This is a genomic window from Rhizobacter sp. J219, assembly GCF_024700055.1.
Classification (GTDB): domain Bacteria; phylum Pseudomonadota; class Gammaproteobacteria; order Burkholderiales; family Burkholderiaceae_C; genus Rhizobacter.
Map to the genome: position 1 here is coordinate 5,030,544 of NZ_JAJOND010000001.1, position 19,292 is coordinate 5,049,835.

The window sequence follows — 19,292 nt, forward strand, 5'->3', positions numbered from 1 at the left end:
TTCAGGTCAGCACTTCGGTCAGCATGCGCTCGACGCCGACCTTCCAGTGCGGCAAGGTCAACCCGAACGCCTGTTGCAGCTTCGAAGTGTTCATGCGCGAATTGCCAGGGCGCTTTGCAGGCGTTGGGAAGGCGCTGGTCGGCACCGGTGCGATTGCATCGGGGGCGACCTTGATCAGTTGCCCGTTCAGGCGGGCAAACTCGATCACGTGGCGGGCATAGTCGTGCCAGCTTGTCTCGCCGGAAGCGACGGCATGGTAGGTGCCCGAGAAGAGCGGCTGCCGCTGGGCCGCAAGCAAGGCGTGCGCGGTGATGTCGGCCAGCAGATCCGCTCCTGTGGGGGCGCCGATCTGGTCGTTGATCACGGTCAGTCGGTCTCGCTCCTTGGCCAGTCGCAGAATGGTCTTGGCGAAGTTGCCACCGCGGGTGGCATAGACCCAACTCGTGCGAAAGATGAGGTGCTTGACGCCGCTTGCGCGGATGGCTTCTTCACCTTCGAGCTTGGTCGCGCCATACACGCTCAGGGGGCCAGTGGGCGAGTCTTCAATCCACGGAGTGCTTCCACTGCCGTCGAAGACGTAATCGGTGCTGTAGTGCGCGAGCCAGGCGCCGATTGCCGCAGCTTCGCGGGCAATCACGCCGACGGCCGACGCGTTGATCGCACGGGCGAGTTCCGGTTCGCTCTCGGCCTTGTCGACCGCGGTGTGGGCTGCCGCGTTGACGATGACCTGCGGAGCAACCGCCCGCACGGTGGCTGCAAGCAATTCAGGTTTGGAGAAGTCGGCGGTCAGGGGGGTGGGCTGTCGAAGTCGAGGGCGATGACTTCACCCAGCGGCGCCAGCGAGCGCTGCAGTTCCCAGCCGACCTGGCCGTTCTTGCCCAGCAGCAGGATCTTCATCTGGCCGACCGGTCGGCGTAGTTGCGGGCGACCCAATCGCGGTAGGCGCCACTCTGAACCTCAGCCACCCAATCGGCATGATCGAGATACCACTGCACCGTCTTGCGGATGCCGGTCTCGAAAGTTTCGGCCGGCTTCCAGCCGAGTTCGCGCTCCAGTTTGCGGGCGTCAATCGCGTAGCGACGGTCGTGGCCTGGACGGTCAGTCACATAGGTGATATGGCGGGCGTAGCTGCCGGCGGAGTCAGGGCGCAGTTCGTCGAGCAATGCGCAGATCGTCTTCACGATTTCGATGTTGGGCTTCTCGTTCCAGCCGCCGATGTTGTAGGTCTCGCCTACCCTGCCACGGGCCAGCACTTCACGGATGGCAGAGCAGTGGTCCTTGACATATAGCCAGTCGCGCACCTGCATGCCGTCGCCGTACACCGGTAGAGGTTTGCCGGCCAGCGCGTTAACGATCATCAACGGGATCAGCTTCTCGGGGAAGTGATAGGGGCCGTAGTTGTTGCTGCAGTTGGTCGTGACCACCGGCAGGCCATAGGTGTGGTGCCAGGCACGCACCATGTGGTCACTCGCGGCCTTGCTTGCCGAATACGGGCTGTTGGGCTCGTAGGGGTGGGTCTCGGTGAACGGCGGATCGGTTGGCTTGAGCGAGCCATAGACCTCGTCGGTGGACACATGATGGAAGCGAAAGGTCTCCCTCGCAGCGCCTTGTAACTGCATCCAGTGGCCGCGCGCGGCTTCCAGTAGGGTGAAGGTGCCGTTGACGTTGGTCCGCACAAAGGCGCCTGGGCCGTGGATGCTGCGGTCGACATGGCTCTCGGCTGCGAAGTGCACGATGGCGCGTGGCTGATGCGCCTTGAGAACTTGGTCGACCAGCGCCCCGTCGCCGATGTCTCCCTGCACGAAGATGTGCCTCTTGTCCTGGGCGAGCGACTTGAGGTTGGCAAGATTGCCGGCGTAGGTGAGGGCATCGAGGTTGACAACCGGCTCGCCGGTGGCCTCGATCCAGTCGAGCACAAAGTTTGCGCCGATGAAACCAGCGCCGCCGGTGACAAGAATCATGTGTGCCCTGATGGTTTGGACGTAGAAAAGGTGCGCCAGAGGCGCCTCGCACGCGAACCGATTCTAGTGCTGCGTACCGTCGGTGCGCAGCGGCGCAAACCCCGGCGGCGCTCGCATAATTCGCCTTCACTTCGTTGTGGTCCCTTGAAAGGCCTCGATGGCGAGCAGAGCGGAAATTTTGTTGGAAGAGCTGTATGCGGCGCATGCGCCAGCGCTGAGCCGGTCGTTGCGGCCCAGCGCCAGCGAGGTCGAGCGCGACGTCGCCGGCATGCTGGTCGATCCGTCAGCCATTGGAGATGCGGCGTTCCGGCGGGAGCGCTACCAGCGCAAGATCGATGTGGCCCGCAGCGTGAAGACGACCTATGAACCGGGTATTGGCAAGGCGGCGTCCACCGAAGAGGTGAGTCCGGATGCTTATCTCGGCCTCGCGCTGGTCTTTGCCGAGGCGGCGCGGCGCGCGCATGCTGGCTTCCACGGGTCGGCCCGGGGGTGCGCACTTCGTTGGGCCAACTCCGCCTTCAACTGCCTGGATCACGTGCGTGGCCAACCCGAAACGCGTGCCCTGATACCTCGGCTTGACGAGGCCCTGCTGGCGCTTTGCGAGGAGCGGTTGCGGTGACGTCCGTGCTTGGCCTTACGGTGCTGGTGTATGAAGGGCCCATGGCCCGCAGCTACCTTGGCATGCTGGCTGCAGCCGGCCATCGGGTGGAGCGGATCATCCTGATGACGCAGAAGCGCGATGTGGCCAGTGGCCGCCCGCTGGCGCCTTGGTTGCCGAGGTTCGCCCGGCAGGCGCTGGCCCGACGTCTGCATGATTTGCGGATGAACCATTGGCCTAGGGAATTCCTGAGGCACCATGCCGCTATGTGCCAACCCTGGCTGCAGACGCTGGCCCGGGCGTACGAATTCGACGCGTCGTTGTACCGGTGCTTGATCGAGCGGCCTGACTACTCACGCTATTCCGATCAGGTCGACGAGGTATTCGTCGACGGGCTCGGTGACCCAACCTTGGCGTCGTTCCTGCGCGGGCTGCCCGGGCGTCGCGCGGTGTTGTTTACCGGAGGTGGGATGGTGCCTGCGGAATTGCTTGGCATTGCGAACACCCGCTTCATTCACGTGCACCCGGGCTACCTGCCCGACGTGCGGGGTGCAGACGGACTGCTCTGGTCCATGCTGGTGCGAGGCCGACCCGGAGCAACAGCCTTCTACATGAGTCCAGGGCTGGACATGGGGGGCATCCTCTTGGCCGCAGAGTTCGAGTCTCCGCCGCTGCCCGATGGTTTTGCCGCGTTGCCGCCTCCGATGGCCTACCGCCTGCTGTATTCCTTCGTCGACCCCGCCCTGCGTGCGGTCTTGCTGCTGCGCCTTGTGTCTCAGGCAGTAGGCCCGTTGCACGCTCTGCCGGCCGTGGCGCAGCGTGAGGACGAGGGGGTCACCTTCCATTTCATGAACGAGCGCATTCGCCGTCTTGTGTATCGACGGCTGGAAGTGGGAGCTGCATCGTGACTGCTCCGCCAGGGAAAGCCATCATTCTTGGTGCGGGCCGGCCGGCACGAGGACAGCAGCCGGCGGCCTTGTTCGGTATCGCGGGCAACGGCCGGGTCCTCGACTGGCAGATCAACGCCCTGGGTGAGGCATGCGGGCAAGTGGTTTTCGTTGGCGGCTATCGCTTGCCCGAGATCGTGGCTCTCTATCCCGATCTGCATGCGGTCATCAACCCCGATTGGGCCGCGACCGGCGTGGTCGGGTCCTTGCTCAAGGCCGAGGGGCAGCTCGGGCTCTCGTGCCTGGTGAGCTACGCCGACGTCCTCTACCGCGTCGACCTGGTCCGGAAGGTGTGTGGCCGCGCCGCGGATGTGGTGATCGCAGTGGACTCTCATTGGCGGGAACGCTATGACAGCCGCTCCATGGCAGATCTGTCAATGGCTGAAGTGGTGCTTTTGGGCGCGGAGGGAAGCTTGCTCAGCGCCCACGGGAGGGCAGCATCGGCCCGGCCACCCGCTCCTGATGCGGAGTTCGTCGGACTGGCGCGGTTGGGTGAACGTGCGGTGGCGTTGCTGCGGTTATGGGCGGCGCGACCAGAGATCGCACGCTGGGATTTCCCACAGCTTCTGAACGCATTCGTCGCCGAAGGCTTGCAGGTGACGGCAGTTGATTGCCAGGGCGACTGGGCGGAGCTGAACGCGCCTCAGGATGTGGCGCATTTCGTTCTCGGCACAAAGGCGCAGACGCTGCAGCGCCTGCGTCCAATGGTTCGCTGCAGTCGCATCGGAGAGCAGGTCACCTTCACCGTGGGCGAATGGCGGGCCGATCCTTCGATCTGGATGTCGCGCGTACGTGGGGCATTTGGCACTGCGAGGCTGATCGTGCGCAGCAGTGCACTGGGTGAAGATGGGTTTCAGTCTTCGCACGCTGGCCGTTTCGACAGCGTTCTCGATGTCGATGCTGCCGATGCCCGCGTGGTGGCAGCCGCCATCGGCAGCGTGGTCGCGTCCTATGCTGATACCAGCCTGCACCATCAGGTTCTCGTCCAGCGGATGGTGGATGACATCGCCTTCAGTGGGGTGGTGATGACACGCACCCTGAGCCACGGCGCCCCGTATCGGGTTTTCAACTATGACGAGACATCGGGCGCATCCGACACCGTGACATCCGGCGCGGGCGTCGGGCTGAAAACTCTGGTCATGCATCGCAACGCGGCTGGTCTGCCGCCAGGTGCCCCGGCGGCGATGCCTCGCCTGCTGGAGGCGGTTCGCGAGATCGAGGATCTGGTCGGTCACGACTCGCTGGATATCGAGTTCATCGTTGCCTCGACCGGCGAGGTGCACGTGCTCCAGGCTCGCCCAATCGCCATCAGCCATGGCCATTGGCGCGGCAGTGACGAACTCGTGGAGCGCTCATTGCAAGTAGCGCAGAGGGAGTTCCAGCGTTTGCAGGCTCCAGCACCTTTCGTGCTCGGCCGGCGGACGGTCTACAGCGTGATGACCGACTGGAACCCTGCCGAGATTATCGGCACGAGGCCACGAAGGCTGGCATGCTCGCTCTACGCGGCACTGATTACCAATAGCGTGTGGGCCCGGCAGCGGCGCGAGTACGGCTATCGCGCGGTCGAACCCCAGCCACTGATGCAGGTGTTTGCCGGGCATCCCTATATCGATGTGCGCGCGTCTCTCAACAGCTTCATCCCTGCCGATGTCGACAATGCGCTGGCGGCACGTCTCGTGGATCACGCGATCGATCGGCTCGTCGCAGAGCCGGACCTGCACGACAAGGTCGAGTTCGAAGTTGCATTCACCAGTCTGAGTTTTGATTTCAATCAGCGTGGCGAACGTCTGATTGCCGAAGGGTTTAGTCCGGCCGAAGTGGCGCATCTGCGCGCCGCCTTGCTGCGCCTGACGCGTCATGCTTTCGATCGTGTTCACAGAGACGCCCGAGCCGTGGACGAATTTTCGGCCCGACTGGCGATGCTGCTGCAAGCGCCGGGGCTTGCGCCGTTGCGGCAGGCCTTGGCCCTGGTCGACGATTGCTGCCGCTTCGGCACGCTGGCGTTCGCGCATTTGGCGCGCGCAGGGTTCGTTGCCACTGCGCTGCTGAAATCGGCGGTCGCCACGGGTGTAATCGACGAAGACGAGCAGGCTGTCTACCTGCAATCGATTCGCACTGTGGCGACCGACTGCCAGGAAGATGTGGAGCAGTTGCAGTTGGGCACGATGAGTCTTGAGGACTTCCTCGTCCGACATGGCCACCTGCGCCCGGGGACGTACGAGATCACCACCCCGAGCTACGCCGAGGCGCCAGAACACTATCTGGCGCGGGATGTGGCCAAGCGACCACTGGCCCATCGGCAGAGCCACGGCACGCCCTGGCCCATGGAGACACAGAAGCGTTTCGAGGCGGGTTTGACCCAGCTGGGACTGAACGTGAATTTCGAGCAGGCCGATTTTTTCATGCGTGCGGCAATTGCTGGGAGGGAGCGTGCCAAGTTTGTCTTCACACGTGGCCTGAGCCGAGCGCTCGATCAACTGGTGGCTTTCGGCCAAGAGATGAATGTGTCGCGGGAAGAACTCTCGCACCTGTCGCTGGAGGATCTTCAGGCGGTCCAGTCGGGTCGTATTGGCGCCGACATCGCTGGCAGCCTGCGCATGCGCGCTGAAGAAGGCGCGCTTGTACACGCGCTGGCGCTGGGCATCGAGCTGCCGCCCGTGCTGGTGGACGCGCAGGACTTCCTTCGTTTCTTCTACCCGGAGGCCTCGGCAAGCTTCGTCGGCAACGCGGTGACCGCAGAGGTTGTCTGTCTCGACGAAGTTGCCGCCGCGCCGACGGGACTCGCCGGAAAGGTGGTGCTGATCCTACGGGCGGACCCTGGCCACGACTGGTTGTTCGGCAAGGGCATCGCCGGCTTGGTGACCGCCTATGGCGGGGCGAACTCGCACATGGCGGTGCGGGCCGCGGAATTCGGTTTGCCTGCGGCCCTGGGTGTTGGAGAGAAACGCTACCATCGATTGGCAGCGTGCCGCCGCCTTCGGCTAGACAGCCGCTTGCGCACGATCACAGAACTGCACTGATGCGCATCGCCATCTCCCAACGAGTGGACGTCATCGAACGCTACGACGAGCGTCGCGATGCGTTGGACCATCGATGGGCACGTCGAATCGAATCTCTCGGGTGGGTGCCCGTCCCGGTACCCAACAGCCTGCAGGCGCCTGCAGCCTGGGCTCGGGCGCTAGGCATCGACGCCTTGCTGCTCACAGGGGGCAACGACTTGAGCGGCATGTCGTCGACCGCGCCGGCCGCTACTGAACGAGACCGGACCGAGTTCGAACTTCTCGACCTTGCGCGCGAAGTGGGGTGGCCGGTGCTCGGTGTGTGTCGTGGGATGCAAGCCATGAACATGTACCTGGGCGGCCACATCGTTCCAGTGATTGGGCACATCGCTCAGCGACATGAATTGCATGGCACCGGCTGGCCCGCCCGGCGATTCGCCGGCTTGGCCGACGGTATGACAGTCAACAGCTTCCACGGGTTTGGCATCCCAGCGAGTGGCTTGGCGCCCGGACTTCACCCGCTGATGCAGGACGCCGCCGGCTACGTCGAAGCTGCCGAGCATGACCACCTGCCCTGGAGCGCCGTGATGTGGCACCCCGAGCGCGAACCAGCCCCTCCGCCTGCGCAGGATTGGCTGCGGTCACTTTTCGAGACCCCTTGACATGACACGTGCCGTCATCCTAGCCGCCGGGGAGGGCACGCGCCTGCGGCCCCTGACCGAGCAACTCCCGAAGGCACTGGTGCCCTTCGCAGGTGCCACGCTGCTGGACCGGCAACTTGACGTGCTCGGTCGCGCAGGCATTACCGATGTCAGCGTGGTCACGGGGCACGCGCGCGTCGCCTTCTGGGGCCGCGGCCTGCGCCTCTTCGATAACCCCGCCTACGCGTCGACCAACATGGTGGCGAGCCTTCGTTGCGCAGCGGCGGTGTTCGATGGGGCGGAAGACGTTGTCATCGCGTATGGCGACATCGTGTACGAGCCACGGGTGCTGCAGACCCTTCTCGACCGCGATGCACCGATCGCGGTCGTGGTCGATCTGGGGTGGGAGCGTCTATGGCGGCTGCGCATGGACGATCCGCTGTCCGATGCCGAAACGATGAAGCTCGATGCGCAGGGCCGCATCGTCGAGTTGGGCCGCAAGCCTCGAAGCCTGGATGACATCCAGGGCCAATACATCGGTCTCGTCAAGGTGGGCCGTGGCTTCGCGTCACGCTTCTTTTCAATCTACGACGGCATGGTGGCGGGTTCGGTCCAGGATGGTCGGCCGAAGGAAAAAATGTACATGACCTCCTACTTGCAGGCGCACATCGACGCGGCGGTCCCGGTTCTGGCCGCGAAGGTGACCAATGGGTGGCTGGAACTCGACAGCACCCAGGACTTGCAGCGCTACGAGAGGGCCTTGCAGCAGGGGCTGTTGGCATCGGTCTACGACGGTACCACCTGATGAGCTGGGGACGAGCCTGGCGGCACCTGTCGCAATACCTACATTTCCAAGGACTGCCATCGGCGCAGCGCCGATTGGTTGTTTACAGCGAAGGGCCTGCTTCTTGGCCTCATCTCGGGCCCGTGGTACAGGCCCTGCTGGACAGGCAGGGCCTGTACCTGACCTACGTTTCCTCGACCGAGGCTGACCCGGGCGTTGGTCTCCGGCACCCGCAATTAGCCTCGCTTGTCATTGGCGATGGGCACGTGCGCACGCTCTTCTTCAGTTCGCTTCAGGCTGACTTGCTGCTGATGACCATGCCTGACCTCGACTCCTTCCACATCAAACGTTCCCCCCGCACGAGGTGTTATGCCTACCTGCATCACTCTGCGGTCAGCAGCCACATGGTGTATCGACCCGGTGCCTTCGACCATTTCGATGTGATCCTGTGCGCTGGCCCGCATCACGAAGCCGAGATCCGTGCGCTGGAGGCGAAGCAGGGGCGCCCCGGCAAAGCCTTGTTGCGCCACGGCTACGGTCGGCTCGACGCCATCCTGGCTGAATCGGCACGTGCACAGCGTTCGCTGCGCCCGCGCCCGATCGTCCTCGTAGCTCCGTCGTGGGGGGCGCACGGCCTGCTCGAGCGCCATGCCGATGCACTGATGCGCAGTCTGGCGGACACCGATTGGGAGGTCATTGTGCGCCCCCACCCGCAAACCCTGCGACTCGCTCCGCACGTCATCGCCTGCGTGAGGCAGTGGTGTGACCGGGCTGCCAATGTGCGGATTGACACTGCAGCGGACAGTCACAGCTCGCTGCTTGATGCCGATCTGATGGTGAGCGACTGGTCTGGCGCGGCTTTCGAATTCGCCTTGGGTTGCGAGCGGCCAGTTCTGTTCGTAGACCTGCCACGCAAAGTCAATAACCCGACCTACGCTACGCTGGGCATCGAGCCGATCGAAGTGTTCGCGCGCGAACACCTGGGCCATGTGCTGGCGGAGTCAGAACTGGCGGACTTGCCGAAGCACCTCGCCACCCTCCATGCCAGGCAATCGGATCATCGAGACGCGATCCGAGCCTTTCGCGATCGCTGGATCTACAACGTGGGCCACAGTGCCGATGTAGGAGCCGACAGCTTGATCCAGCTCCTCAACGCCCGGCTGGGCTAAGGCAGCGCTGGGCCGGGGCCACCGAAGTGGCGCTGCCGCTCGGCTTCTGCCAGTCGGATGCGACTCTTCACGAGCGCTAGCAGGCGTGACGAGATTTCAGGTCGATCCGACGTGAGGTCACGCAATTCCTTCGGGTCCGCCTCGAGGTCGTAGAATCCACTTTGGTTCTTCGCGTGGTGGTAGACAAGCTTGTAGCGACCTTCGAGCACCGTGTAGTGGCCCTGGGCCATCGGTCGGAACCTACTTTCGCGCTGCACCGACATCGAGAAGATCGGCAAGGCTGCAGACGCCTCTCCCATGAGGAGCGGCAGCAGCGAGCGACCTTCTGCCTGGGGCAGCGGGGCCTGCCCCGTGAGATCGAGCACCGTGGGCGTCAGGTCGGCCTGCCCTGAGTGCGCCTCAATCGTGCGCTGAGCCTGCTGTCCCGGCAGCTTGATCAACAGCGGGATCCTGATGGCGGCTTCGTGCAGCGACTCGCTGGAGTGCCCGAACAGGCCTCGCTCGAACGACTCACCGTGATCGGCAGTGACGATGACCAGCGCTTTGTCAAGCCGGCCGGTCCTCTGCAGCCCATCGAGGAACTTGCCCAGGACTTCGTCTACTGCCAGTATAGATTCGCGATAGCGCAGGCGGTGTTTGTCGACCATAGGCTGTGCCGAGGGTGGGTAGCGGTCGACTTGCGCCATCTGTTCGCCCCAGGTTTCCAGTTCGCCGCGCTGGAGCAGCTTGTACTTGGTACTTGGTGGTGGGAGGTATGGGGCGTGTGGTGGCCAGAGGTGTACCCACACGAAGAGCGGGTGTTGGGACGAAGATCCCTCGACGATGGCTTGAGCCTGGGCAACTGCTAGCTCTGGAGGGAAAGGGTTCTCATCCGAGAGCCGGTGGATGTCGATCTCTTCGGCGACCTTGGTGAAGATGGAAACCAGGTACGGGAGCGAGCGAGCGTCCGGGAAGACATGCAACACGTGGTTGAGCTTCGTGTACCAGGCTTTGGAGGGGACGAGGCTGCTGCTGTCGTAGCCCGCGTGTGTGCCGCGGTTGAGCGGGCTGGCGCCTGCTGCGGCGCTGATCGTGTGTGTGCTGTAGCCGACTTTGCGCAGCGAGGTGCCCAAGGTTTGCTCGGCCAGGTGGGGCGGCACGCGCCCGCCCTGGATGACCCAATGGGTCCAGGGGAGCGTTGCGGTTTCGATCGTGGTGGTAGTCGGCTGGGTGATGGTCGACACCGCACGGAAATTGGTGAAGCAAGACGACCGCGCTGCCAAGCGCTGCAGGTGCGGCATGGTGGAGGGGACCGGCTTGCACAGGTTGGCGTCCTCTGCGGCGAGCGAGTCGACGGTGATGAGGAAGATGTCGGGAAGTGGCTCGGTCGGCGCTGGTCCTCGTGCGAGTGGGGGCGCTTGGCCGATGGTTGGAGGGTGCCACGTCATGAACGCTGTGGCCGCTGCCAGGGTCGCTATCGCCAGGAACTGCATGGCCAGGGCCGATTCCACCGTGCTGCGGGCGACGCGGAGCGTGCCGAATCGGCACAGGGACAACACCACTAGGACCGCCAGCGCTAGCAACATTCCGCGCTTATAGGGCGTCGCGAGCGTCAGCTTGAGAGGCGTCACGCTCTCGATCCACAACTTGGCCGCATACAAGAACTGCGCTGCACACAGCAGGGCGATAGGCAGGTAGACGAACGCCCAACGGATCTGGCGGATTGTTCTTTCGCTGCACTTCAAAAGGCGGGCAAATGTGCCTACGCCCCAGGCCAGAGCTGAGAGGATCGCCGCGCAAGCGCTGAGCAGCAGGACGGCCAGTCCCACATCGTGGAGGACCTCACGCCAGGTGAGGAAGGCCAGCAGCGCGTCGATCTTTTCGAGCACTGATAGTGGAAGCCATACGAGGCTCAGGCCGACGAAGGTGAAGCAGAAGAGATTCCAGGCCGAAGGGAGGGGCATCGGGCCCGGCGGCACCAGCGGCAGGTGGGGTCTGCCGCGAACGGCCGAGGTCACTGCCGGACCTTGCTTGTCAGTCGCCTCCAAGCGTTTCGAAGGAATTGCGAAACCGCCTTGCGCATTACCACCCAGCCCGCAAGCAGAGCTGCGAAGAAAGGGGCTAGGAGCTGAAAGAGCGCACCGCTGGCGTTGGGGTCGATGTAGGCCATCGCGGGCATCGGTTGCAGCGCGATGACGAGCAAGGCCGTGACCCACATGATCAGTCGTCGTTTCATGGAAGTTCCGTGTTCGATTCGGGAAGCGATCAAGCGCTCTGGGCTCATGTGGAGCAAGGGAAGGATTATCGCTCGCCGAGGTCCTCAAATAGCCCGTGTGCGGACGATCCGGCCCCACAAGGGATAATCTTAGAATGACCTCTGTTGCAACCAACTTTTCCAATGTCCCCCTGGCAGGGGACGACGCGCCTCCTGAATCGCCGGAGGCCGCCATGAAGTTCAGTTCGCTTGGGTTGTCTCCCGTGCTGGAACGTGCGATCGCGGAATCGGGCTACACGACGATGACGCCCATTCAGGCCAAGGCGATCCCGATCGTGCTCGCCGGTCGTGACGTGATGGGCGCCGCACAGACCGGCACCGGCAAGACCGCTGCGTTCTCGCTGCCGCTGCTGCAGAAGATGCTCAAGCACGAAAACAGCAGCGCCTCGCCGGCCCGCCACCCGGTGCGGGCCCTGGTGTTGGCGCCGACGCGCGAGCTGGCCGATCAGGTCGCCAAGAACATCAAGACCTATTCCAAGTACACCAAGCTCCGGGCGATGGTGGTCTTCGGTGGTATCGACATGAAGCCGCAGACGCTCGAACTCAAGACGGGCGTCGAGGTGCTGATCGCCACACCGGGGCGCCTGCTCGACCACATTGAGGCCAAGAACTGTGTGCTGAATCAGGTCGAGTACGTGGTGCTTGACGAGGCCGACCGCATGCTCGACATCGGCTTCCTGCCCGACCTGCAGCGTATCCTGAGTTATCTGCCCAAGCAGCGACAAACCCTGCTGTTCTCCGCAACCTTCTCGCCCGAGATCAAGCGGCTGGCCGAAAGCTATCTGCAGGACCCGATCCTCGTCGAGGTGGCGCGCCCGAATGCCACGGCGTCCACGGTGGAGCAGCGCTTCTTCAGCGTGGCCACCGACGACAAGCGCGCTGCGGTGCGCAAGCTCCTGAAGGACCGTGAGATCACGCAGGCGATCGTCTTCGTCAACTCCAAGCTTGGCTGTGCGCGGCTGGCGCGCTCGCTGGAGCGTGATGGCCTGCGCACCAACGCGCTGCATGGTGACAAGTCGCAGGACGAGCGCCTGAAGGCGCTGGATGCTTTCAAGCGCGGCGAGGTCGACGTGCTCGTCTGCACCGACGTGGCCGCCCGTGGCCTCGACATCGCCGACCTGCCGGCGGTGTTCAACTTCGACGTGCCGTTCAACGCCGAGGACTACGTGCACCGCATTGGTCGCACCGGCCGCGCAGGGGCCTCGGGCCTGGCGATGACGCTGGTGACTCGCGAAGACACCCGCCTCGTCGCCGACATTGAGAAGCTCATCAAGAAGAAGATCGATCTCGAGCCGCTGGAGCTGGACGACGGCCGGCCACCGCGCGACCGCGACGATCGCCGCCGCGGACGCGACGTGCCGTCGGACGAAGTGGCACCGCGCCCGGCGCGAAGCTATGCCGCACCCAGGCCTGCGTCGCGCGATCCCTTCTTCGACAAACCCTACGAGCCGAGCCCCTCGTCCTCCGAGGAGGCGCCGGCGTGGGAGCGCAGCAAGCCGGCCCCGGCGTCGGCGGCTCGTGGGCTGTCTCCCAACATCAAGCCTAAGAAGAAGGTCGCGGCGCTGTTCGGTGCCAAGCCGCCAGCCACATCCGACAACTGAAGTCGACCGCGGTCAGCGCGCCAGGAACGAAAACACGGCCGGCACGTCGGCCCGCATGCGGGCGGGCGCAGACTTCCACTGGGTGACCGTGTCGGTGCGGGTCCACCCCGAAGCCAAGGTCAGGCCGCAGCTGACCGACAGCAGCGTGTCGCCTCGAAGCTGTGACACCAGCGCGGCGAGCAGGGTGTCGTTCCGGTACGGGGTTTCGATGACGAGCTGGGTTTGTCCGGCTCGCCGAGAGACGGATTCCAGCTCGCGAACACGTGCGGCGCGCTCGCCGGCGTCCACCGGCAGGTAGCCGACGAAGGCGAAGCTCTGCCCATTCAGACCGCTGGCCGCCAGGGCCAGCATCAGCGAGCTGGGGCCGCTCAGGGCGCGCACGGGAATCTTGAGGGCATGCGCTGCCTGCACCAGCCCGGCGCCGGGGTCGGCCACGGCCGGGAGGCCGGCTTCCGAGATGAGTCCGATGTCGTGCCCTTGCAGTGCGGGGGCCAGCAGGGGGCGCCAGTCGGCGGGGGGCGAGGGGTTGGCGCCTTTCGGGGGGCGTGGCAGTTCGACGATGGAGAGGGCCTGCAGGGGTTGCGCCAGTGGCGTCAGGGCGTCGACCCGCTTCAAGAAGGCACGTGTCGTCTTGGCGTTCTCGGCCACCCAATGGGCCAGTCGCGCGGCGGTCTCCAGCACGCCGTCGGGAAGCACCTGGCGCAGATCGGTGTCGACGCCGCTGCCCAGGTCCAGTGTGTTGGGGACGAGGATCAGCTGGCCTGGTGCGTTGTTCATGGGACCAGCGGATCGATGCCGGCTCCCCGCAGCAGTTCGCAGGTCTTGATGAGCGGCAGGCCGACGAGGGCCGTGGGGTCGTCCGATTCGATGGCGCTCAGCAAGGCGATGCCGAGGGCTTCCGACTTCGCGCTGCCCGCGCAGTCGTAGGGTTGCTCAGCCTGCAGGTAGTGCTCGATTTCTGCATCGCTGAGGTCGCGAAAGCGCACCGTGACCGGCACAAGGGCGCTGGCTTCGTAGTGTCTTGCCAGGCAGACCACGGCCACCGCCGTCTGGAACACGACGGCCCGACCGCGCATGGCTCTCAGCTGCTCGGTGGCACGCTGATGGTCGCCCGGCTTGCCGATGGGGCGCCCGGCGAGGTCGGCCACCTGATCTGAGCCGATCACGGCCGCCTGCGGGAAGCGCGTCGCCACCTCGCGGGCCTTGGCCAGCGCCAGGCGCAGGGCCAGTGCCGGGGGCGTCTCGCCGGTGTGCGGTGTTTCGTCCACCTGCGGAGACTGCACGTCGAATGGCAGGCGCAGACGTTGCAGCATTTCGCGCCGGTAGCGGGAGGTCGAACCCAGGATGAGGGGAGGGCGTTCGGTCATGGGGACGAATTGTCGGGGCAGGCGGCCGCATAAACTGCTGCCATGAAAGCGCGCGATTTTGATCCTTCGAAGCTCGACGTCGAGGCTCTGGCCAAAGCGGGCGAGACGCTCGACGGGGTGTGGCCCGTGGCCGACCTGGAGCGCTTGGCCGCATCGGCCGTTGCCGGCGCGGCGACGGGCGAAGTCTCATGGCAGGTGCAGGGCGAGCACCGCCCTATGCGGGGCGGCCAACCGCAGGTCTGGCTGCACCTGAAGGCCGACACCCGGGTGATGCTCGAGTGCCAGCGCTGCCTGCAGCCGGTGCCGGTCGAGGTGAATGCAGCGCGCTCGTTCCTCTTCGTCCAGGGCGAAAATGCCGCCGCCGAACTGGATGCCGATAGCGAGGACGACGTGCTCGCGCTCACGCGGGCCCTGGACCTGAAGGGCTTGGTGGAAGACGAGCTTCTGCTCGAGTTGCCGCTGGTGCCACGCCATGAGATTTGCCCCGAGCCCTTGCAGGTGGCGGCCGAGGAATCGGCGGAGGTCGAGGAAAAGCCCAATCCCTTCGCAGTTCTCGCCTCGCTGAAGCGGGGCGGTTTGCCCAATTAGCCATTCGCGGCGGCCCCATGCTAGAATTGCGGGCTTTCCGTTCGGGTGTCCACCGACGGCACCAACCCCTGGCTCCTGTGCTCGCCCAGAGCATGAGCTGCAGGAGATCTAAGGAGCAATTCCATGGCTGTTCAGCAAAACAAGAAGTCGCCTTCCAAGCGCGGCATGCACCGCTCGCACAACGCCCTCACGAACCCGGGCACCGCGATCGAGCCGACCACCGGCGAGACGCACTTGCGTCACCACATCAGCCCCAACGGTTTCTACCGTGGGCGCAAAGTGCTCAAGAGCAAGGCAGACGCCTGATCCGCAGCGGCTTTCGGCGCCATCTGGCGCCTGTTCGCGACGAATCGCGTTCACCGCTGATGCTTGAAGCCACATCCCCACCCGGCCTGCGCGACGCTGCAGTGTCGGGTGTTTGCTTTTCTGTGTGACGTTTCCATGAATCCCTCTGTGGCGCATCCTGTCAATGACATGGTTCGTCTCTCCGTCGATTGCATGGGTGGCGACCACGGCCCGTCGGTCACTTTGCCGGCGTGCCGGGCTTTCCTGAACGCGCATCCCAAGGCGCAGCTCATCCTCGTCGGCAAGGCCGATGCCCTCGCAGAAGCGGCGAAGTGGGAGCGCTGCACCGTCGTGGCGGCCAGTGAAGTGGTCGAGATGGACGACCCGATCGAGGTCGCGCTTCGCAAGAAGAAAGACTCTTCCTTGCGCGTGGCGCTGAACCAGCTCAAAGCCGGGCCCGACGGCCAGCCCGCCAAGGCGCATGTGTGTGTCTCGGCCGGCAATACCGGTGCGTTGATGGCGGTCGCGCGCTATCTGCTCAAGACGATGGAAGGTATCGATCGCCCCGCGATCGCGACCGTGATGCCCAACGAGCGCGATGGTTTCACCACCGTCCTGGATCTGGGGGCGAATGTGGACTGCTCCCCGGAGCACCTGCTGCAGTTCGCGGTGATGGGCAGCGCGCTCGTGTCGGCCGTGGAAGGCAAGGACAACCCGACCGTGGGCCTGCTCAACATCGGCGAAGAAGTCATCAAAGGCAGCGAGACCATCAAGAAGGCGGGTGAATTGCTGCGCGCCGCGGCCGAAGGCCACCACATCAACTTCTACGGCAACGTCGAAGGCAATGACATCTTCAAAGGCACGACCGACATCGTCGTGTGCGATGGGTTCGTCGGCAATGTGGCACTGAAAACGGCCGAAGGCCTGATCGCCACGCTGGTGGGCTTCATCAAGCAGGAATTCAGCCGCAACATCTTCACCAAGATGGCGGCGCTAGCGGCGCTGCCGGTCCTCAACAGCCTCAAGCGACGCATCGACCCCAGGCGCTTCAACGGCGCGGCGCTGCTGGGCTTGCGCGGCCTTGTGTTCAAGAGCCACGGATCTGCCGACGCGTTCGCCTTCGAAGGGGCCCTCAATCGGGCTTATGATGCGGCCCGCAATTGTTTGCTTGACCGGGTGCACGACCAGATTCAAGAGACGCTCCAGGCGATGCCCCCGGGCCTCACTGCAGAAGAGTCTGCGAATTCGGGTGACGCCGCCCTCGCTGCATGACCTCACCTTCTTCTGCCGGCTATTCACGCATCACGGGCACTGGCAGCTATCTGCCGCCCAAGCGTGTGAGCAATGCCGACCTGGCCGCCCAACTGGCGGCCCAGGGCATCGAGACCTCCGACGACTGGATCATCGCCCGCACGGGCATCCATGCGCGTCACTTTGCCGAGGCCGACGTCGCCTGCAGCGACCTCGCCGTCGAAGCGGCGCGCAATGCGCTGGCCGCGGCGAATGTCGAGGCCTCGCAGATCGACCTCATCATCCTCGCCACGTCGACGCCCGACATGGTGTTCCCGTCGACCGCCTGCATCGTGCAGCGCAAGCTCGGCATCGCCGGGTGCGCCGCGTTCGACGTGCAGGCCGTGTGCTCGGGCTTCGTCTATGCGCTGACCATTGCCGACTCGATGATCCGCACCGGCGCGGCACGCAAGGCGCTGGTCATCGGTACCGAGGTGTTCTCGCGTCTGCTCGATTTCACCGACCGCACGACCTGCGTGCTCTTCGGCGACGGTGCCGGCGCGGTGGTTCTCGAAGCGAGCGATACGCCGGGCATTCTGGCTACCGAACTTCATGCGGACGGCCGCCATGTCGACATCCTCTGCACCCCTGGTGCGGTGTCGAACGGTCAGGTGATGGGTGTGCCGTTCCTCAAGATGGACGGCCAGGCGGTGTTCAAGCTGGCGGTCGGTGTGTTGGAAGACGTGGCCCGCTCGGTGCTGCAAAAGGCCGAGCGCGACGCCGCCGACATCGACTGGCTGATCCCGCACCAAGCCAACATCCGCATCATGCACGGCACGGCCAAGAAGCTGAAGCTGCCGTTGGACAAGGTCATCGTCACCGTTGACGAGCATGGCAACACGTCGGCGGCCTCGATCCCGCTGGCGATGGATGCAGGCGTGCGCTCGGGCTCCATCAAGCGCGGCCACACGCTGATGCTCGAAGGTGTGGGCGGCGGCTTCACCTGGGGCGCCGTGCTGCTGGATTTCTGAGCCACGACGGCTCGATGGCGAGCCGCCGAGCGCGGCTGCAGACAACCGACAAAGAGGCGTTGCGATGACACCGTTTGCTTTTGTATTTCCAGGGCAAGGTTCGCAGTCCGTGGGCATGCTCAATGCCTGGGGCGACCATACTGCCGTGCGCGACACGCTGGCCGAGGCCTCCGAAGTGCTCAGTGAAGACGTGGCCGCCGTCATCCAGGCCGGGCCGAAGGAGACGCTCGACCTCACCACCAACACCCAGCCCTACATGCTGACGGCGGGCATCGCCTGCTACCGCGCCTGGCTGGCGGAAACCGGTGCCCAGCCGGCGGTCGTGGCCGGGCACTCGCTCGGTGAATACAGCGCGCTTGTCGCGGCCGGCAGCCTGAGCCTGGCCCAGGCCCTGCCGCTGGTGCGTTTCCGCGCCCAGGCGATGCAGCAGGCGGTGCCGGTCGGGCAGGGGGGCATGGCTGCCATCCTGGGCCTGGACGCCGCGCAAGTCATCGAAGGTTGTTCCGAAGCGGCGGCCGAAGTCGGCCAGCCCGTGGAGGCAGCGAACTTCAATGACCCGAAGCAGACCGTGATTGCCGGTACCAAGGCCGCCGTCGACCGGGCTTGCGAAGTGCTCAAGGCCAAGGGTGCCAAACGCGCCCTGCCGCTGGCGGTGTCGGCCCCGTTCCATTCGAGTCTGATGAAGCCCGCTGGTGAAGCCCTGAGGCTACGTCTGGCCGACACGGTGCTCGCAGCACCGCAGATTCCGCTCATCAACAACATCGACGTGGCCTTGCAGACCGACCCGGTGGCGATCCGCGATGCGCTGTACCGCCAATCCTTCGGTGCGGTTCGCTGGGTCGAGACGATCCAGGCGATCCGCGCGCGCGGCATTTCTCACATCGTCGAATGCGGCCCGGGCAAGGTGCTGGCCGGCATGGTCAAACGCATCGACACCGAGGCCACCGGCTTGGCGATGTACGACCCGGCCACGCTGGCCGAGGTGAAGGGAGCGCTGGCATGAGCGAGCTTCAATTCGCAGGGCAGGTGGCACTGGTCACCGGGGCATCGCGTGGCATCGGTCGCGTGATTGCGTTGCAGTTGGCGTCGCAGGGCCTGAAGGTGATCGGCACCGCCACGACCGAGGCCGGCGCACAGGCCATCTCCGAAGGCCTGGCGGGCCACGCAGGTTGCCGCGGCATCAGCCTCAACGTGAACGACGGCCAAGCCCTCGAGGCTGCCATCGAAACCATCGTCAAGGAGCATGGTGCGCTGCATGTGCTGGTCAACAACGCCGGCATCACGCGCGACATGCTGTCGATGCGCATGAAAGACGAGGACTGGGACGCGGTGATCGACACCAACCTCAAGGCCGTCTTCCGCGCCAGCCGTGCCGTCACCAAGTCGATGATGAAGCAGCGCTATGGCCGCATCATCAACATCACGAGCGTGGTGGGTGCGACTGGCAACCCCGGCCAAGCCAACTACGCTGCGGCCAAGGCGGGCGTGGCCGGCATGACCCGATCGCTCGCGCGGGAATTGGGCAGCCGCGGCATCACGGTCAACTGCGTCGCGCCGGGCTTCATCGAGACCGACATGACCAAGAAGCTGTCGGAGCAGCAAACCAGCGCGCTGATGACGCAGATCCCGCTCGGTCGCCTGGGTCAGGCCTCCGACATCGCCCACGCGGTGGCGTTTCTCGCGTCGCCGCAGGCCGGCTACATCACCGGTACCGAATTGCATGTCAACGGCGGCATGTTCATGAACTGAGCATCGCTGCCAACGTCAGATCACCACCGGTTTTTTGCCCGCCGGCAGTGCCTTGGGAGTGTCTTAGAGCACCCACCCTACAGGCCGT

The 19,292-nt window shown here is 64.8% G+C and carries 18 protein-coding genes and 1 pseudogene; 13 read left to right on the plus strand and 6 right to left on the minus strand.

The window, feature by feature from the left end; translation table 11 throughout:
- Position 1 precedes the first annotated feature (1 nt).
- Together rfbD and rfbB are read right to left on the minus strand one after the other, a co-directional pair.
- Positions 2–897 (minus strand): annotated as a pseudogene (rfbD, locus tag LRS03_RS23955) (dTDP-4-dehydrorhamnose reductase).
- Entirely contained in the window at positions 894–1,961 is a 1,068-nt protein-coding gene (rfbB, locus tag LRS03_RS23960; protein ID WP_257828721.1) for a dTDP-glucose 4,6-dehydratase, read from the minus strand. Before rfbB ends, rfbD begins: the two are co-directional and overlap by 4 nt.
- Positions 1,962–2,118: 157 nt before the next feature.
- On the opposite strand from rfbB, the gene LRS03_RS23965 reads away from it, so the two are divergent.
- From LRS03_RS23965 to LRS03_RS23990, 6 genes are all read left to right on the plus strand, one after another.
- Entirely contained in the window at positions 2,119–2,580 is a 462-nt protein-coding gene (locus LRS03_RS23965; protein ID WP_257828723.1) for a hypothetical protein, read from the plus strand.
- 41 nt (positions 2,581–2,621) lie between these two features.
- Entirely contained in the window at positions 2,622–3,467 is an 846-nt protein-coding gene (locus LRS03_RS23970) for a formyl transferase (RefSeq protein ID WP_257828725.1), read from the plus strand.
- 68 nt (positions 3,468–3,535) lie between these two features.
- The gene (locus LRS03_RS23975) at positions 3,536–6,526 is read left to right on the plus strand and encodes a PEP-utilizing enzyme (protein WP_257828727.1); all 2,991 of its coding nucleotides are present in this window, start codon (positions 3,536–3,538) and stop codon (positions 6,524–6,526) included.
- Positions 6,526–7,167, plus strand: coding sequence for a gamma-glutamyl-gamma-aminobutyrate hydrolase family protein (locus LRS03_RS23980; protein WP_257828729.1), 642 nt, complete (start codon positions 6,526–6,528; stop codon positions 7,165–7,167). The genes LRS03_RS23975 and LRS03_RS23980 overlap by 1 nt, the downstream gene beginning before the upstream one ends.
- Before the next feature lies 1 nt (position 7,168).
- Positions 7,169–7,951 (plus strand): phosphocholine cytidylyltransferase family protein, encoded by a 783-nt coding sequence (locus LRS03_RS23985; protein ID WP_257828732.1) that lies wholly within the window; start codon positions 7,169–7,171, stop codon positions 7,949–7,951.
- A 122-nt stretch (positions 7,952–8,073) separates the two neighbouring features.
- Complete coding sequence (locus LRS03_RS23990) at positions 8,074–9,099, plus strand: CDP-glycerol glycerophosphotransferase family protein (protein ID WP_257828734.1); 1,026 nt, start codon at positions 8,074–8,076, stop codon at positions 9,097–9,099.
- On the opposite strand, the gene LRS03_RS23995 is transcribed toward LRS03_RS23990, so the two are convergent.
- Positions 9,096–11,096, minus strand: coding sequence for a sulfatase family protein (locus LRS03_RS23995; protein ID WP_257828735.1), 2,001 nt, complete (start codon positions 11,094–11,096; stop codon positions 9,096–9,098). The two genes, LRS03_RS23990 and LRS03_RS23995, sit on opposite strands and share 4 nt — an antisense overlap.
- The gene (locus tag LRS03_RS24000) at positions 11,093–11,314 is read right to left on the minus strand and encodes a hypothetical protein (protein ID WP_257828737.1); all 222 of its coding nucleotides are present in this window, start codon (positions 11,312–11,314) and stop codon (positions 11,093–11,095) included. The genes LRS03_RS23995 and LRS03_RS24000 overlap by 4 nt, the downstream gene beginning before the upstream one ends.
- 212 nt (positions 11,315–11,526) lie before the next feature.
- On the opposite strand from LRS03_RS24000, the gene LRS03_RS24005 reads away from it, so the two are divergent.
- Complete coding sequence (locus LRS03_RS24005; protein WP_257828738.1) at positions 11,527–12,954, plus strand: DEAD/DEAH box helicase; 1,428 nt, start codon at positions 11,527–11,529, stop codon at positions 12,952–12,954.
- Between the two features lie 12 nt (positions 12,955–12,966).
- On the opposite strand, the gene LRS03_RS24010 is transcribed toward LRS03_RS24005, so the two are convergent.
- Both LRS03_RS24010 and LRS03_RS24015 read right to left on the minus strand, forming a co-directional pair.
- Positions 12,967–13,731, minus strand: coding sequence for an SAM-dependent methyltransferase (locus LRS03_RS24010; RefSeq protein ID WP_257828743.1), 765 nt, complete (start codon positions 13,729–13,731; stop codon positions 12,967–12,969).
- Complete coding sequence (locus LRS03_RS24015; RefSeq protein ID WP_257828745.1) at positions 13,728–14,321, minus strand: Maf family nucleotide pyrophosphatase; 594 nt, start codon at positions 14,319–14,321, stop codon at positions 13,728–13,730. The genes LRS03_RS24010 and LRS03_RS24015 overlap by 4 nt, the downstream gene beginning before the upstream one ends.
- A 42-nt stretch (positions 14,322–14,363) precedes the next feature.
- On the opposite strand from LRS03_RS24015, the gene LRS03_RS24020 reads away from it, so the two are divergent.
- From LRS03_RS24020 to fabG, 6 genes are all read left to right on the plus strand, one after another.
- Positions 14,364–14,909, plus strand: a complete 546-nt coding sequence (locus tag LRS03_RS24020; protein WP_257828746.1) for a YceD family protein — start codon at positions 14,364–14,366, stop codon at positions 14,907–14,909.
- A 123-nt stretch (positions 14,910–15,032) separates the two neighbouring features.
- Entirely contained in the window at positions 15,033–15,215 is a 183-nt protein-coding gene (gene rpmF / locus LRS03_RS24025) for a 50S ribosomal protein L32 (RefSeq protein ID WP_257828747.1), read from the plus strand.
- 168 nt (positions 15,216–15,383) lie between these two features.
- On the plus strand, positions 15,384–16,466 hold the full coding sequence (gene plsX, locus LRS03_RS24030) for a phosphate acyltransferase PlsX (RefSeq protein ID WP_257829674.1): 1,083 nt from the start codon (positions 15,384–15,386) through the stop codon (positions 16,464–16,466).
- The gene (locus LRS03_RS24035; protein ID WP_257828748.1) at positions 16,463–17,455 is read left to right on the plus strand and encodes a beta-ketoacyl-ACP synthase III; all 993 of its coding nucleotides are present in this window, start codon (positions 16,463–16,465) and stop codon (positions 17,453–17,455) included. The genes plsX and LRS03_RS24035 overlap by 4 nt, the downstream gene beginning before the upstream one ends.
- Positions 17,456–17,519: 64 nt before the next feature.
- Positions 17,520–18,458: an ACP S-malonyltransferase gene (fabD, locus tag LRS03_RS24040; RefSeq protein WP_257828749.1), complete on the plus strand. Its 939-nt coding sequence runs from the start codon at positions 17,520–17,522 to the stop codon at positions 18,456–18,458.
- Positions 18,455–19,204, plus strand: a complete 750-nt coding sequence (gene fabG / locus LRS03_RS24045; RefSeq protein ID WP_257828750.1) for a 3-oxoacyl-ACP reductase FabG — start codon at positions 18,455–18,457, stop codon at positions 19,202–19,204. The genes fabD and fabG overlap by 4 nt, the downstream gene beginning before the upstream one ends.
- Positions 19,205–19,292: the final 88 nt, after the last annotated feature.